Below are 18,164 nucleotides of genomic sequence, written 5' to 3'. Positions count from 1 at the left end.
GGATCGCTCCCCGCGGCAGTGTTTTACGCAATTAACAGCTGATGATTAGCCAGCAGCGTTGCCAGATCCGTCTGCACGCCGTTCAGCGTCAGCAGCGGGGTTGAGGAGAACTGTCCGCCCGCCCCGTCCAGGTCAACATGGATCTCAGTATTGCTGCCGTTCTGCACCACGCGGATGTAGTCGGTGATGTTGCCCGCGCCGCTGTCCAGCGTGGCCACGCCGTCCACGTAGCTCGCCGAGCCCGTGCCGGTATAGCCGCTGCCGGAAAGCAGATCGCGCAGGTCAATACGATCCGTGTCCGCCGTCCCTTCCCAGGTGCCGACGGTAAAGCCGTTCACCTCGTCGTGACCGTTGCCACCCGTGGCATCCGAGGCGTTGATCAGCTTGTAGAGCAGCGTATCGTGACCGCCGCTGCCGATGTTGAAGGTGTCGTTTCCGCCGCGGCCTTCGAACTGGTTATCACCGCTGTTGCCGGTGATCACGTCGTCGAAGTCCGAGCCGTTAATGCCTTCTATATTCACCAGCGTCGCGGTATCGAACCCGGTACTCTGGGCCGTTGAGCGCCCCAGATCCACGGTGACGCCGGAAGTGGCGTTACGGTAATCCACAACATCCATACCGCCTGTACTGCTCCAGGTATCGTGTTCAGAGGTTGTCGTCCAGCCACCAGCACCGTTGTAGGTATAGGTCCCTGCCTCAGCGATAAAGGTATCGTTGTAGCCGGTACCCGTCAGGGTTCCCTGGTGACCGCCCGTAGCCGCTTCAGCCGTCAGGGCATAACTTTCTTTACCGTCTCCTGCCGTCAGTCCCTCCCAGGTTTCATTGCTCGACACACCGTTAACGGCACGTACCAGCACCGCATGGTAAGTTTCGCTGGGATCGAGGCCGTAAAAACTGATGAGCGACGAAGAATCGTTAATGCCGATCCCGGACTGGGCATTGATGATTTCGCTGGCGACCAGCTGACCTGCCGAGTTGTAAAGCTGGACCGTGTTGCCAAAGAAGGCGTTGATCCCCTCGCTGTCGACAATCTTCAAATGCAGTGCCGTTCCTGACGCGACGGTATTGGTATTACGCTCCAGCTGCACCGTACCGTTTTGACGGAAAATCAGCAGATCCTGTGCGCCATCCCAGTCGTAATCTACCAGGGCCGCGCCGGATACCTGGTTCGACGTAGCGGTGCTGAATTTTGAGGCGGTAAAGCTTGCGGTACCCGCCAGTCCATCATTGGTATAAAGATAAGACTGCCCGCTGTTCGCCAGCTTGATGATGTCCATCTTGCCGTCGAGGTTCCAGTCCACCGCCACGCTGACGTTACCCGCAAACTTATCCGTGGTCGCGGTTCCAACCGCGGTGCCGGTAAGCAGGTTACCTGTACCGTCGTTCAGCATTAACACCCCGCCCTGGCTGGTGCCACTGGAGGTGCGTGACATGCTCATATACAGGTCCATGTAACCATCACCATTAAAGTCGGCCCAGGTCATACTCACGGCGTTAGACGCTGCGGCTGAGCCATAGCCGCTGTACATGGTGTTGGTAAAGTTTTGCCCCCAGGTAAATGTGCCATTGCCCTGGTTAAACATGGTCGACAGGGCATAGTTGTTGCTCCCGTTGGTCGTATGTTGGGCAATATCCACTTTACCATCGTTGTTCAAATCCACGCCGGACGTTTCAATCAGGCTGTTGTAGTTACCTACCGTTGAGCCCGATACAAAATTGGAGTACGTCCCGGACTTCGAACTGCCCGTCAGCGTGCCGTTGTTATTGAGCATAACGGTGCTGGAATCCGGCCCACCCGCATCGCCAATTACAAAGTCGGTGTAACCATCGCCCTCAATGTCAATGGCGACCACCGCGCCATACCACACCGCAGCCCCCATATTGGTCAGCGTTTTGGAGGTGTAAGTCCCATCTCCATTGTTAGTCAGCTGCACCATGTACGAGTAGCTTGTTCCTTCCGCCAGCACGTCAGCCAGCCCGTCGCGGTTGATATCCGCATAGGTACCGGTTGTATAATTTCCCGTCATAGAGAAATTACCTGACACGGTGTAAGAATTACGGCTATCGGCGTTTGCCGATGCGAACTGCTGGTTAGCCATAATCGTCCACATCCCGTCCGAATCCAGCATGTAGCTGGATGAATAGGAGTAGTTCGCGGCGGTAAATGACCAGGCCGGTGTCAACGACTCTTCACTGCCCACGACCAGGCTACCGGTGGTCAACCCGGCGGTATTACCGTTCCCCGCACTGCTCTTCACCTGCGCCGTGACGCTGTAGCTCGTTGCGCTCAGGGCATCGCCGTCCGGAAGCTGCAAATACCATGTGTTATTATCCGGATCGACTACGACCGCACCGCCGGACTCTGAGGTATAGGTCTTATTGTTCACGGTGATAACCACGTACTCGCCGTTGGTCAGTCCCGCCGATACCAGACCACTCAGGATCGGGGTGGTATCCGTCGTAGTCTGAGGGTTAATGCTCACCGTCGTGGTCGGGATGCTCGTATCCACTTTCAGCACGAAATCATTTGAATCGGTGAAGTTCCCTGCCAGATCGGTCACACGCAGCGTATAGGTGTGATTACCGTCGTTCAGACCGCTGTCCTGGAAATACCAGCTGGCAGCGCCGTTCATCGTCACCTGTCCCAGCAGCACACCGTCACGATACAGCTGCACAATCTCGCCGTTTTCTGGCGCACGGTTAAGCGTCCCGTTGATGAGCGGCGAGTTATCGTCCGTTGCCACCGCGCTGCCAAAGGTGCCCTGACGCTCGCCTTCCCCATCGGTATAGCTGACCACCGTGCCCACCGTCGCCGGTGGCGTAGTATCGACAGTCACTACCTGCGATGAGGTAGAGCCGACGTTACCGGCCTGGTCGATGATCCGCACCTGGTAGGTATAATCCCCGTCAGGCAGATCGCGGGTATCAGTGTAGGTCCAGCGCTGATTAGTCACCGTGGCGTCAACCCAGGTGTTTCCGCCGTCGAGGCTGATCTGCACCCGCTCATCGCTCGCCAGCGCGCTGCCCAGCGAGCCGTTGAGGGTCAGGGTAGTATCCATGGTGATGAAATCACTCCCGGACTGCCCGGTATCATCGCTGATGCTGTCGATGGTGATGCCGTACTGCGGCGCCTGGGTATCCACCGTCACGGTCTGCGTAGTGGTGGCACCGATGTTGCCCGCCTGATCGACTACCCGCACCTGATAGCTGTAATCGCCGTCGGTCAGGGTACGCGTGTCGTTATAGCGCCACTGGGTACCACTTACCGTGGCGTAAACCCAGGTGCTGCCGCCGTCCATGCTTACCTGCACATATTCGCCCGCGCCGAGCTCGGCGCCGAGCGTCCCGTTGAGCGTGTACGAGGTCGAACTGGTCAGGAAATCGTTGCTATCAAAACCGGTATCGACAGTGATGTTATCCACGGTCACCGTAATCGCGGCATCCGGTGCAACCGTGTCGACGGTCACCTGCTGATGCGCGCTGGCACCGACATTGCCCGCCGCGTCCACCACGCGAACGTAATAGTCATAGGTCTGGTTACCCAGCGTACGTCCGTCCACGTAATACCAGCTGCTGCCGGTGACAATCACGTTCTGCCAGGTGACCCCGCCGTCGATACTGATCTGGACATATTCACCGTCGGCCAGCGTCGCGCCGAGCGAGCCGTGCAGCGTCAGGGACGTATCGTTAGTGATAAAGTCGCTGCTACTCAGGCCGGTATCGTCGCTGATGCTGTCGATAGCGATCGTTTTGCTGGCGTCCGGCGCGATGGTATCAATGGTCACCACCTGGCTGGCGGTGGCGCTGATATTCCCCGCGTCGTCAATCACCCGCAGCTGGTAGTTGTAGTCGCCGTCGACCAGCGTACGTCCATCGATATAGGTCCAGGTCAGGCCGCTGACGCTCACGTCGGTCCAGGTCGCGCCGCCGTCAAGGCTGATCTGCGCATGGTCGCCGCTGCCGAGCGCCGCGCCGAGCGTGCCCTTCAGGCTGATCTGCGTGTCGCTGGTGATGAAGTCGCTGTCGGACAGGCCGGTATCCTGCGTGACGGAATCCACGGTAATGGTCGTCGCCGCTGGCTTCGTCAGATCGATCGCCACGTTCTGGCTGTCCGTTGCCCCCACGTTGCCCGCGTTATCAATCACGCGGACCTGGTACAGATACGTACCGTCGTTCAGGGTGCGGCCATCAGCGTAGCGCCACGTGGTGCCGGTCACCGTCAGGTCAATCCAGGTGGTGCCGCCGTCGAGGCTGATCTGCGCCTTCTCGTTGTTGCCGAGCTGCGCGGTCAGCGAGCCGTTGATCACGATATTGCTGTCGTTGGTGATGAAATCACTCGCGCTCAGGCCGGTATCGTTTTGCAGCGAGTCAATGCTGATCCCCATCGATGGCGCGGTCAGATCGACGGTGACGGTGTGATTGTCGCTGGCGCTGTTGCCGATGGCGTTGCTGACCTGCGCGTTAATCACGTACGAACCGCCGTCTGCCAGCGCGGTAACGTCTGCGCTGCCCACCGTGTAGCTCCAGGTGCCGTCATTCTGCACGGTCGCCGCATAGGTTTTACCGTTCAGCGTGATGGTCACCGTCTGGCCCGCAGGCGCGTCGGTGGTGCCGCTGACGACCAGCGGCGTGCCGTGCTCGGCAGCGTTAACAATGTCATCCTGCGCAAAGGTGTTAATGGCGATCGTCGGGACATCACCGTTCAGCGTCACGTCGTGCGTGGCGCTGCCCGGGTTGCCCGCCTTATCGCTCACCGTAGCGGTGAGGGTGTACTGCCCGTCGCTCAGGCCGAGGAAATCACGCCCTGGCACGAAGACCGACCACGAACCGTCCGCCGCCACGGTCGCCTGATAGCTGTGACCGTTGAAGGTCACGGTTACCGTCTGACCCTGCTCCGCCGTGGTAGTGCCGCGGATGGTCTGGCCCGCCAACTGCTCGGCGTTGTTGACGATATCGTCATCCGCCACGACGCTGATGGTCACGGTCGGCGCCACGGTATCCACCGTTAAGGTATGCGTCGTCTGACCGCCGTTACCGGCTTTGTCGGTAACGGAAGCGGTGACCGTCAGCGCGCCCTGGCTCAGTGCGGCCAGGTCTGTCGCCGGAACGTCCAGCGTCCAGGTCCCGTCGTTTGCTACGGTTGTGGTGTAGGTTTTGCCGCCCAGCGTGACGGTCACGGTCTGACCCGCCTCAGCGCTGGAGGAGCCGTGTACGGTCAGCGGCTGCTGAGCTTCCGCCGCGTTCAGAACGTCGTCGCCTGACAGCGCGTTCACGCTAATCACCGGCGCGGTGGTGTCCACGCTGAGGGTGTGCGTCGCCGAGGCGCTGTTGCCCGCGCTGTCATGCGCTGACACGGAAACCTGATAGCTCGCGCCATCAGCCAGCGCGCCCACGTCGGCGGCCGGAACGGTGGCCTGCCATGAGCCGTCGCTCTGAATGGTGGCCGTGTAGCTTTTACCGTTCAGGGTTACGGTGACCTGCGTGCCGCTGGCGAACTGCGCGCTGGAGCCGTTGATGACCAGCGAAGCGCCCGCTTCTGCCGCATTGATCACGTCATCACCGCTGATAGTGTTGACGGTCAGCGCCACGGAGGCCGTGTTTACCACCACGTCTTGGGTCTGGGTGCTGCTGTTACCCGCGCTGTCGGTGATGGTCGCGCTGAGGGTGACGGTGCCGTCAGCGAGCGCAGAAATATCGCTGGCAGGCACGCCCACGCTCCATTTGCCGCTGGCGTCCACGGTGGTGGTGTACTGGTTCGAGCCGATGGTGATGACCAGCTTATCGCCCACGCTGGCGCCGGTTGCGGTGCCGCTGACGATCTGCGCCTGACCATGCTCCACGCTGTTGATAACGTTATCGTTCGCCACGACGTTAAAGCTGACGGTCGGCGGTGTGGTATCGAGCGTAATCGCTTTCGCCGCGCTGCCCGGGTTACCCGCGGAATCGCTCACGCTCACCTGCACGGTGTAGCCGTTATCGGCCAGTGCGGACAGATCGGACGCCGGTACGTTAACGCTCCAGACGCCGCCCTGCTGAACCTGTGCGGTGTAGCTGTTCCCGCCGAGAGATACGGTCACCGTCTGACCGGCTTCAGCCGTCGTGGTGCCGGAAACGGTCACGCCCGCAGCCGCTTCGCTGCCGTTGATCACGTTGTCATCGGCTACCGTATCAATCGTCACGGTCGGCGCCGTCGTGTCCACGCTGTACTCGCGGCCCGCCGTCGCGCTGTTACCGTGTACGTTGCTTACGCTCACCTGCACGCTGGCGTCGCCGTCCTTCAGGCCCGCAAGATCCGAGGAAGGCACGGTCGCCGTCCAGTTGCCGTTGGCATCGACTTTCGCGGTGTAAGACTTGCCGCCAAAGTTGATGGTCACGGTCTGGTTTTCTTCCACGTTGGAGGTGCTGCCGGACAGCACCAGATCCGCCCCTTTCTCCGCCGCGTTAATCACGTCGTCGGTGGCGATAGCATTGATGCTGATAGCCACGGCCGCCAGATCGACATTGACGTCGTGACTGATGGAGACCGGGTTACCTGCGCTGCTCTGACCTGCTACGGTGATTGTCACCGTGCCTGCGGCCAGAGCACCCACGTCCGCCGCCGGGATCGCCGCGCTCCATGAGCCGTCTGCCAGTACCGACGCGGCATAGGTCTTGCCGTTTACGGTCACGGTGAGCGTCGTGCCCGCCGCCAGCCCGTTGCTGGTGCCGGTGACGATCAGATTTTGACCATGCTCAATGCTGTTGATCACGTCGTCGCCCGCCACGATATTCACGCGCAGGCCCGGCAGGCTGGCGTCGATAGTGATATCGCGCTCCCCGGTGCCGGTATTACCGTGGCCGTTGGTGACGGTTGCTGACACGGTCAAATCGCCGTTGCCCAGCGCCGTCAGGACGGACTCCGGCACGCTGACGGACCAGGTGAGGTCGCTCTGCACCGTCGCGGTGTAGCTGTTGCCGCCGATGTTCACCGTCACCGTGTTACCGGCTTCCGCGTTCGCCACCTTACCGGTGATGGTCTGGCCTGCGGCCACTTCCGCCGCGTTGATGACGTTATCGCCCGCCACGGTGTTGATGGTGACGGTCGGCAGCGCGGTGTCGACCAGCAGGTTCGCTGCGCTGCTCACGCTGTTGCCCACGCCGTTGGTGGCGGTGGCGTTAAGGATGTAATTCGCTTCGCCCAGGCCTGTAAGATCAGCAGCCGGAACCGTCAGGCTCCAGGTGCCGTCCGCCGCCGTCGTTGCGTTGTAGTTTTTACCGTTCAGGGTCACGGTCACCACGGTGCCTTCCGCCAGGTTGGCGCTGGTGCCGCTCACGCTCAGAGCCTGACCTTTCTCCGCCGCGTTCAGGACGTTGTCACCGCTGATGGCGTTGAAGTTGACCGATGGCAGACCAGTATCGACGGTCACGTTATGGGTGCCGCTGCCGGTGTTGCCCGCCGCGTCGGTAACAGACGCAGTGACGGTCACGGTGCCGTCGCTGAGGCCTGAAATCACGCTCGCCGGGACGCCCACGCTCCAGTTGCCCGCCGCGTCCAGCACGGTGGTGTACGTCTGACCGCCGATAGTCACGGTGACCTTATCGCCCGCTGCCGCGCCGGTGGCGGTGCCGCTGATAATCTGCGCCTGACCGTGCTCGGCGACGTTAATCACGTCGTCATCTGCAATAGCGTGGATGGTAACCGCAGGGACGGTGATATCCACCGTCAGGTTGTGGTTTACCGACGCCGGGTTGCCCGCCTTGTCGCTCACGCTCGCGGTTACGGTCACGCTGCCGTCGCTGAGCGCCGCCAGGTCCGCCGCAGGAACGTTCAGCGTCCAGCTGCCGTTCGTACCGACGGTTGTGGTGTAGTCCTTGCCGTTCAGCGACACGGTGACCGTCTGGCCCGCCTCGGCGGTGCTGGTGCCGGAAACTGTCAGGTCAGACTGCGCTTCCGTGGCGTTCAGGATGTCGTCAGTCGCAATCGTGTTGATGGTGACGGACGGCGCGGTGGTATCCACGCTGTACTCGCGGCCAGCCGAAGCGCTGTTGCCGTTGACGTTGGTGACGCTTACCTGCACGCTGGCGTCGCCGTCCTTGAGGCCCGCCAGATCCGCAGCCGGCACGGTATAGGTCCAGTTGCCGTCTGCTTCTACGGTAGTGGTGTAAATTTTACCGTTCAGGCTCAGGGTGACGGTCTGCCCGGCTTCCACGTTGGTGGTCGCGCCGGACAGCACCAGATCCGCCCCTTTCTCCGCCGCGTTGATCACATCGTCGGTGGCAATGGCGTTGATGCTGATGGCAACAGAGGCCAGATCGACGGTCACGTCGTGGCTGATGGTAATCGGGTTACCCGCCGCGCTGTCGCCGGTAACGCTGATTTTCACGGTGCCTTCCGGCCACGCGCTCACGTCCACAGACGGAACCGCCGCGCTCCAGGTGCCGTCCGCCAGCACCGTCGCCGCATAGTCTTTGCCGTTCACGGAAACGGTCAGCGCCGTGCCCGGCGCCAGCCCGTCGCTGGAGCCGGAAACGATCAGGTTCTGCGCATGCTCAATGCTGTTAACCACGTCGTCGCCCGCCACGATGTTCACGCGCAGGCCCGGCAGGTTAGCGTCGATAGTGATATCGCGCTCGCCGGTGCCGGTGTTGCCGTGGCCGTTGGTGACGGTCGCCGTCACGCTCAGGCTGCCGTTGCCGAGGGCGGTCAGCACATCAGCAGGTACGTTCACGGACCAGCTCAGATCGTTCTGCACCGTCGCGGTATAGCTGTTGCCGCCAATGGTCACGGTTACGGTGTTGCCCGCTTCAGCATTCGCCACGGTACCGCTCAGGGTCTGGCCTGCCGCCACTTCCGCCGCGTTGATAACGTTATCGCCCGCCACGGTGTTGATGGTGACGGTCGGCAGCGCGGTGTCGACCAGCAGGTTCGCTGCGCTGCTCACGCTGTTGCCCACGCCGTTGGTGGCGGTCGCATTGAGGGTGTAACTGGCCTGACCGAGACCGGCCAGATCCGCAGCCGGAACCGTCAGGCTCCAGGTGCCGTCTGCGGCGGTCGTTGCGGTGTAGTTTTTACCGTTCAGGGTCACGGTCACCACGGTGCCTTCCGCCAGGTTGGCGCTGGTGCCGCTCACGCTCAGATCCTGACCTTTCTCCGCCGCGTTCAGGACGTTGTCACCGCTGATGGCGTTGAAGTTGACCGATGGCAGACCGGTATCGACGGTCACATTATGGGTGCCGCTGCCGGTGTTGCCCGCCGCGTCGGTAACAGACGCAGTGACGGTCACGGTGCCGTCGCTGAGGCCTGAAATCACGCTCGCCGGGACGCCCACGCTCCAGTTGCCCGCCGCGTCCAGCACGGTGGTGTACGTCTGACCGCCGATAGTCACGGTGACCTTATCGCCCGCTGCCGCGCCGGTGGCGGTGCCGCTGATAATCTGCGCCTGACCGTGCTCGGCGACGTTAATCACGTCGTCATCTGCAATAGCGTGGATGGTAACCGCAGGGACGGTCATATCCACCGTCAGGTTATGGTTTGCCGACGCCGGGTTGCCCGCCTTGTCACTCACGCTCGCGGTTACGGTCACGCTGCCGTCGCTGAGCGCCGCCAGGTCCGCCGCAGGAACGTTCAGCGTCCAGCTGCCGTTCGTACCGACGGTTGTGGTGTAGTCCTTGCCGTTCAGCGACACGGTGACCGTCTGGCCCGCCTCGGCGGTGCTGGTGCCGGAAACTGTCAGGTCAGACTGCGCTTCCGTGGCGTTCAGGATGTCGTCAGTCGCAATCGTGTTGATGGTGACGGACGGCGCGGTGGTATCCACGCTGTACTCGCGGCCCGCAGAGGCGCTGTTGCCGTTGACGTTGGTAACGCTCACCTGCACGCTGGCGTCGCCGTCCTTGAGGCCCGTCAGATCCGCAGCCGGCACCGTGGCGGTCCACTTACCCGCCGCGTCCACCGTGGCGGTGTAGTGCTTGCCGCCAAAGGTGATGGTGACGGTCTGATTTTCCTCCACGTTTGAGGTGGTGCCGGAAAGCACCAGATCCGCGCCCTTCTCAGCCGCGTTAATCACGTCGTCGGTGGCAATGGCGTCGATGCTGATAGCGACGTTCGCCAGATCCACCGTCACATTGTGGCTGATGGAAACCGGATTGCCCGCGCTGCTCTGGCCCTCAACGGTCACGGTGACGGTGCCCGCTGCCAGGGCACTTACGTCCGCAGAAGGGAGAGCCGCGCTCCATGTACCGTCCGCCAGTACCGTCGCGGGATAAGTTTTGCCGTTGACGGTAACGGTCAGCGCCGTGCCTGCGCTCAGGCCATTGCTGGAACCGGTAATAATCAGATTCTGTCCGTGTTCAATGCTGTTGATCACGTCATCGCCGGCCACGATGTCCACGCGCAGGCCCGGCAGGCTGGCGTCGATGGTGATCTCACGCTCGCCGCTGCCGCTGTTGCCCACGCCGTTCGTGACGCTGGCGGTTACAGTCAGATCGCCGTTGCCCAGCGCCGTCAGGACCGATTCCGGTACAGCGACGGACCAGGTCAGATCGCTCTGCACCGTTGCGGTGTAGCTGTTGCCGCCAATCTTCACGGTCACGGTATTGCCCGCTTCGGCATTCACCACGGTGCCGCTGATGGTCTGGCCTGCGGCCACTTCTGCCGCGTTGATGACGTCGTCGCCTGCCACGGTGTTGATCGTGACGCCAGGCAGTACGGACTCCACGTTCACGGTGTGCGAGGTGCTGGTGCTGTTGCCGACGCTGTCCGTTGCCGAGGCAGTGACGGTGTAAAGCGCTTCACCCAGTTGACCTACCTCGCTCGCCGGAACGGTCGTGGACCATTGGCCGTTGGCCTCAACCGTGGCGCTGTAGGCTTTGCCGTTGAGCATCACGGTCACCACCGCGCCCGTCGCCAGTCCGGAAGCCGTACCGGTAATGGTCAGATCCTGCGTTTTCTCGCTGCTGTTGATCACATCGTCATCGGAGACGGTGTCGATGGTCAGCACCGGCGCGCTCAGGTTGACTTCCACCTCGCGCGTCGCGCTGTTGCTGTTTCCGGCTTTGTCGGTTAGCGCCGCGGTGATGGTGTAATCCCCGGCGGTCAGGGCACCGACGTCCGCCGCAGGCACGCCCACGCTCCAGTTGCCGGAAGCATCCAGCGTCGCCGTGTAATCTTTGTTATTGATGGTAACGGTCACCACGTCGCCCGCCGCCGCGCCGGTCACTGAGCCGGTGACGATCAGAGCCTGCCCGTACTCGGCGCTGTTGATCACGTCGTCATTGGAAACGGCGTCAATGGTCAGCTGTGGCACGGTGGTATCGACCAGCACGTCGCGACCCGCCGAAGCCGGGTTGCCGGCCTTATCGGATACCGCTGCCGTGATGGTGTAGTTGCCGTCGTTAATCGCGCCGACATCCGCAGAAGGCACGGTCACGCTCCAGCTGCCGTTTGCCTGCACGGTGGTGGTGTAATCCACGTCGTTCAGCGTCACGGTCACGGTCTGGCCCGCTTCGGCGTTAGAGGTACCGTTGACGACCAGATCCTGCTGCGCTTCGGCGGCATTGATGATGTTGTTGTCGCTGACGATCTCGATAGATACCGTCGGCGCGGTGGCGTCCACGCCGTACTCGCGTCCCGCCGAGGCGCTGTTGCCGTTCACGTTGGTTACGCTCACCTGCACGCTGGCGTCGCCATCCTTCAGACCAGCCAGATCCGCCGACGGCACGGTCGCCGTCCAGTTGCCGCTGGCATCCACTTTCGCCGTGTAGGACTTGCCGCCGAACGTGATGTAAACCGTCTGGTTCTCTTCCACGTTGCTGGTGGCACCCGACAGCACCAGATCTGCGCCTTTTTCTGCCGCATTGATCACGTCGTCGGTAGCGATAGCGTCAATGCTGATAGCAACCGTCGCCAGGTCGACCTTCACGTCGTGGCTGATAGAAACCGGGTTGCCCGCTGCGCTCTGGCCTTCAACGGTCACGGTGACGGTGCCTGCGCTCAGCGCGCCGACGTCTGCTGCCGGAACGGCGGCCGTCCAGGTACCGTCTGCCAGTACGGTGGCCGCGTAAGTTTTACCGTTAACGGTCACCGTCAATGCTGAACCCGCTGCCAGACCGTCGCTGGAGCCGGTGATAATCAGGTTTTGACCGTGTTCGATGCTGTTGATCACGTCGTCGCCCGCCACCTTATCGACCCGCAGGCCAGGCAGGTTGGCATCAATCGTGATGTCGCGCTCGCCGGATCCGGTATTACCATGGCCGTTAGTCACGCTGGCGGATACGGTCAGGTCGCCGTTGCCGATGGCGGTTAACACGTCAGACGCGACGTTAACCGACCAGCTTAAATCGTCCTGCACGGTTGTCGTGTAGGTATTGCCACCCACCGAAATTGTGACAGTGTCACCACTCGCGGCACCGCTAACCTTCCCGCTCAGGGTTTGTCCGGAAGCGACTTCCGCCGCGTTAATCACGTCATCGGTGGCGATGGCGTTGATGGTGACCTGCGGCAGCGCGCTGTCGACCAGCACGCTGTGGCTGGCGTTGGCGCCGTTGCCTGCGCTATCGGTCACGCTTGCCGTGACGGTATAGGTCGCTTCACCCAGCGCAGAGACGTTCGCCGCCGGAACGGTCACGCTCCAGCCGCCGCTGGCGTTGGTGGTCGCGGCGTAGCTGATGCCGTTGAGGTTCACGGTAATCGCTGTGCCTTCCGGCTGGTTGCTGGTTCCGGAAAGCAGCAGATCCTGGCCTTTTTCGGTGGCATTGATGACGTCGTCAACCGCCAGGGTATCAATGGCAATCGTCGGTGCCGTCAGGGAGACGTCAAGATCATGGGTGGCCGTGGTGCTGTTACCCGCCTTATCGGTGAGGGTGGCGGAGATTGTCTGATGCCCGCCAGCCAGCGCGCCCACGTCTGCCGCCGGAACGCCCACGCTCCAGCTTCCGGCACCGTCCAGCATCGCGGTGTAGTCTTTGCCGTTCAGGGTTACGGTAATGACGTCGCCCGCCTGCGCGCCCGTCACCTTGCCGGAAACAATCAGCGCCTGGCCATGCTCGGCAATATTCACAATGTCGTCGCCCGCGACGAGGTTGAAGCTAATCTGCGGCACGGTGGTATCCACCAGCACGGCAGCATCCGCGCTGGCCGGGTTGCCCGCTTTGTCGGATACGGAAGCCGTGACCGTGGCGTTACCGTCGGTGATGCCCGCCAGATCCGCAGCCGGCACGTCGAGCGTCCAGCTGCCGTCAGCCTGCACCTGCGCGGTGTACTGGTTGCCGTTGAAGGTTACGGTAACCGTCTGGCCTGCTTCGGCAGTGGACGTCCCGCTCAGGGTCAGATCCTGCGCTGCCTCAGCCGCATTCAGCATGTTGTCGCCGCTGATGGTACTGATGGTCACCACTGGCGCGGCGGTGTCGACGCTAAAGACCTGCGAAGAGGAGGCCGCGTTGCCGTTCACGTTGGTCACGCTGACCTGCACGCTGGCATCGCCGTCCTTCAGGCCGTTCAGATCGGCAGCCGGAACGGTGTAGCGCCAGTCGCCGTTGGCATCGACCGTCGTGGTATACGTTTTACCCGCGACGCTGACGGTAACGGTCTGGCCCGCTTCAACGTTTGAGGAAGAGCCGGAAAGCACCAGATCCTGGCCTTTTTCCGCCGCGTTAAGCACGTTGTCGTCCGTCACGCTGTTGATACTAATCGCCACCGGGGCGAGATCGACATCCACAACGGTGCCGATGTTCACCGGGTTACCGGAGGCATCCTGCGCGCTGGCGCTAATGGTGAGCGAACCGTCCGCCCATTGGGAGACGTCTGCCGCCGGAACCGCTGCCTGCCAGGTACCGTCCGCCAGTACCGAGGCAGAATAATCCTTGCCGTTAATGGTCACGGTTACGGTGCTGCCCGCCGCCAGGTCGGTGCTGGTGCCGGAGATAACCAGGTTCTGCGCGTGTTCGATGACGTTAATCACGCCGTCACCGGCGACGATATCAATGCGCAGGCCGGGCAGCTGGGCGTCGATGGTGACGTCCAGAGAAGACGAACCGGTATTGCCGTGCGCGTTGGTGACGCTGGCCGATACGGTCAGATCGCCGTTGCCAAGCGCGGTTAACTGGCTCTGGGTTAGCGGCAGGCTCCAGGTGAGATCGTCCTGCACGGTTGCCGTGTATGTCTGTCCGCCAAGGATAATCGTGACGGTATCGCCCGATGCGGCGTTAGAGACCTTCCCGGTCAGGGTTTGCCCTGCGGCCACTTCAGCCGCGTTGACGATATTGTCGGTCGCGAAAGTGTTGATAGTGACTACCGGCAGCGAGCTGTCTACCAGCACGTCATGCGAGGTTGAGGCGCTGTTACCCACATTGTCGGTCACGCTCGCCGTCACGGTGTAACTGGCTTCGCCCAGCGCGCTCACCGCAGAGGCAGGCACGGTGACGCTCCAGCCGCCGCTGGCGTTAGTGGTGGCGGTGTAGTTGATACCGTTCAGGTTTACGGTGATGGTGGTCCCTTCCGGCTGGTTGCTGGTACCGGAAAGCCGCAGATCTTCGCCCTTCTCTGCCGCATTGATCACGTCATCTACGGCCAGCGTGTTAATACCGATAACAGGCGTCACGGTATTCACCACCACATCCAGAGAATTGCTGCCAGTATTGCCGGACCGATCGGTCACGGAGACGTTAATGGTCCAGGTACCGTCCGTCAGCCCCTGAACGAAGGATGCAGGCAAGCCGAGGCTCCAGTTGCCCGCCGCGTCCACCGCAGTGGTGTAGTCCACGTTATTAATGGTGATGGTGACCAAATCGCCCGCCGCCGCGCCGGTGACGGAGCCGCTCAGGATCTGTGCCTGAGAATGGGCCAGCTGGTTAACGGTGTTGGTGTCGGTGACAAAGTCATTAATGGTCACCTGCGGCACGGTGGCATCCACCAGCCCAACGCGATCCGCGCTGCTGCTGTTACCCGCCACGTCGCTGACGGTAGCCGTAACGGTGATCGGGCCATCGGTTAGCGCGTCAACGTCGGCGGCAGGCACGTTCAGCGTCCAGGTGCCGTCAGCCTGTACGGTGGTTTGATAGTTTTTGCCGTTCAGCGTCACGGTGACCGTCTGACCCGCTTCAGCGGTGGTACTGCCGCTGAGCACCAAATCCTGCTGCGCTTCTGCCGCATTGATGATGTTGTCGTCGGTCAGGTTATCGAGCGTAATGGCCGGCGGCTGCGTATCGACGGTCACCACGCGTGAGGCGTCCGCGCTGTTGCCGCTGACGTTGGTCACGCTAACGCTCACCTGCGCGCGCCCGTCGATCAGCGTTTCCATGGCGTTCGCCGGGACGGCCAGGCTCCATGAGCCGTCCTGCTGCACCTGCGCGGTAAAGGTCCGATCCGCGAATTTCACCACCACGGTCTGGCCCGCCTCTACGCCCTGCGTCTGGCCGGAAAGCGTTAAATCCGCCCCTTTTTCCGCAGCGTTGAGCATATCGTCAGCGGTCACCGTATTGATGGTGACGGCCACGGCGTTCAGATCAAGCTCAATCGGGTGTTCAGCCACAACGCTGTTGCCCCAGGCGTCTTCAGCGCTGACGCTAACGGTCATCCCACCCGCGGTCCATGCCTTAAGGTCAGCCGCGGGCACGCCAATCTGCCAGCTGCCGCTGGCGGTAATCACGGCGGCGTACTCAATATTATTGATGGTGACGACGATCGGCGTGCCGGCGGCCAGATGGGTACTGGAGCCGGTCACGGTCAGATCCTGCTGCTGTTCGATGGCGTTGATCACGTCATCGCCAGAGATGATATTGACGCGCAGGCCCGGAAGTCCGGTGTTGATGTTGATATCACGCTCGCCGGTGCCGGTATTGCCGTGCGCATTGGTGACGGAGGCACTGAAGGTTAGCCCGCCGTCGCCAAACGCCTGAATGTCTGCGGATTGGATCGTCACGCTCCAGGTCAGATCGCCGCCAACCGTCGCGGTGTAGCTTTTGCCACCCACGCTGATTGCGACGGTATCGCCCGCCGCCGCGCCGGTCACGCGTCCGCTAAGGGTCTGGTCCACCGCCGCTTCGGCGTTATTGACCAGGTTATCCCCCGCAAAGGTGTTGATGATCACCTTCGGCAGCACGGTATCGACAAGCAGATTCGCCTCGGCGGAGCCGCTGTTACCCACGCTGTCGGTGCCGCTGACGCTGACGGTGTAAAGGGTATTCGCCAGGCCCAGCACGTCGGAAACCGGCACCTGAACGGACCAGGTGCCGCTCTCAACGGTGGCCTGATAGCTCACGTTATTCAGGGTCACGGTGACGGCGCTGCCGTTCGGCAGATTACTGGTTCCGCTGAGGCTCAGGGGCTGCATAGCCTCCTGCGCATTCAGGACGTTATCCTGGCTGATGGCGTCAATGGTGAATTCTGGCGGGTTGCCGCTGAGCGTAATACCGTGCGTCGCGCTGCCGGTATTGCCCGCCGCATCGGTGACGGAGACAGAAACAGTATGGCTACCCTCACCCAACGCGCCGATAACAGAGGCAGGTACCCCTACGCTCCAGCTGCCGTCCGCCTGGACAATACCGGTAAAGGTCTGGCCGCCGACGGTCACGGTAACGACATCACCCGCTGCCGCGCCGTTCGCATGGCCGGAAACGATCTGCGCCTGCCCCTGCTCGCTGGTGTTCAGAATATCGTCGCCCGCAACGGTATTGATAGTCACAACCGGCGCGGCGGTATCCACGGTGAAATCGGCAGTCGCGGATGAACCGTTTCCGGCTTTGTCGCTGACGTTCACCGTCAGGGTATGCTCGCCATTTGCCAGCGCCTGTACCTCGCTTGCCGGCAGCGTGACGGACCATGAGCCGTCGCTGCCCACCGTCGCGGTATGATTTTTGCCGTTCAGTGTCACGGTGACAATTTGCCCCGCTTCGGCATCCGTTTTACCGGTCAGCGTCAGGGGCTGATTGTGTTCAGCCGCATTGATGACGTTATCCTGCGCGATCGTGTCGACGGAGATCGCTGGCGCAGCGGTATCAACGCCAATGGTCTGGCTGCCGCTCACGGTATTCCCCGCCGCATCCTTACCGCTGACGTTCACCGTCCAGGTGCCATCGCCCAGCGCCTGCGCATCTGCGGCAGGCACCTTCACGCTCCATGCGCCGTTTGCGCCCACTTCAGCCGTGTAGGATTTGCCGTTCAGCGTAACGGTCAGTTCGGTGCCCTGCGCCAGATTTTTGCTGGCACCCGAGAGCGTAAAGCCCGCAGACTGTTCGCTGGCGTTGATCACGTTATCGCCCGCCGTCGTGGCAAGCGTAACGGTGGCATCTGCCGTGGATACGGTAACGGTGATGCTGCCCGCAGAGGTCGTTTTACTGCCGTCGATCTGCACGACAGACCAGGTATGCTCGCCGTCCGCCTGGGTCGGGAGTTTTACGGTCCAGGTGCCGTCTTTCGCGACCATGGTGCTGGCGATGGTGCTGCCGCTACCGTCCTTAATCTGAATGGTCGCACCAGGCTGCCCGGTACCGCTGAAGGTTGGGGTGTTATCGTCCGTGACCTCTTTTGCACTCAGCACACCCTGCTTGTCACCCGCTTTATCCGTCAGCAAAAATGTTGGCGTCGCGCTCTCTACTTCTTTAGTATTATCAATAACTTTTGTTTTGGTTTCGCCGTCACCGCCGTGAGAAAGCAGCGCACCAATGGCCCCGCCCCCTAACGCCGCCCCGGCAATCCAGCCCCACGGCGCATCGCTTAAGATGCCTCCCTGCTCCAGGAAAGGCTCAATGCTGCTGATAGGTGTCGCCTGCGCGGTTAATTCCGTGGCGGCAACGCCCGATGCTTCACCGGCATCGGCGAAAGAAATGTGCGTCAGTTCCTGATTATCGTTGAAGACCAGCTCTGAGTGGTTTTGCGTCTCAGGATCTTCCACAAAATAATTATTGCAGCGAATCACGCTGCCATCTTTCATATAAATGAGGAGGTCATTCCCCTGGCGGACATACCGCACCACGTCCTGAGCAGAGCCCTGAATTTCAATTACGCTCGGCGATGAAATAGAGACAGACAGATTTCCTTCACCGGTTAATTTTGTTTTTTCTGCCGTTTTTCGAATGATGACATCAACAACTTTTGCGTTACTCATATTCTTCTCCTTGCAGGTGCGCGTATTCCTGTGGATATGTCCACCAGATGGATGTAGCTATCCCTGGGAAAAATCACCCATTATTGT

Annotated in this window: 1 protein-coding gene; it reads right to left on the bottom strand. The window is 61.5% G+C overall.

Translation table 11 applies throughout. The features are described from left to right. Nucleotides 1–23 precede the first annotated feature (23 nt). The gene (locus DBR02_RS20910) at nucleotides 24–18,050 is read right to left on the bottom strand and encodes an Ig-like domain-containing protein (protein WP_442752394.1); all 18,027 of its coding nucleotides are present in this window, start codon (nucleotides 18,048–18,050) and stop codon (nucleotides 24–26) included. Nucleotides 18,051–18,164: the final 114 nt, after the last annotated feature.

Source organism: Enterobacter cloacae complex sp., from assembly GCF_900322725.1.
Lineage (GTDB): Bacteria > Pseudomonadota > Gammaproteobacteria > Enterobacterales > Enterobacteriaceae > Enterobacter > Enterobacter quasihormaechei.
The sequence above is the reverse complement of the archived record's forward strand: the minus strand, read 5'-3'. Positions and strand labels throughout refer to the sequence as shown.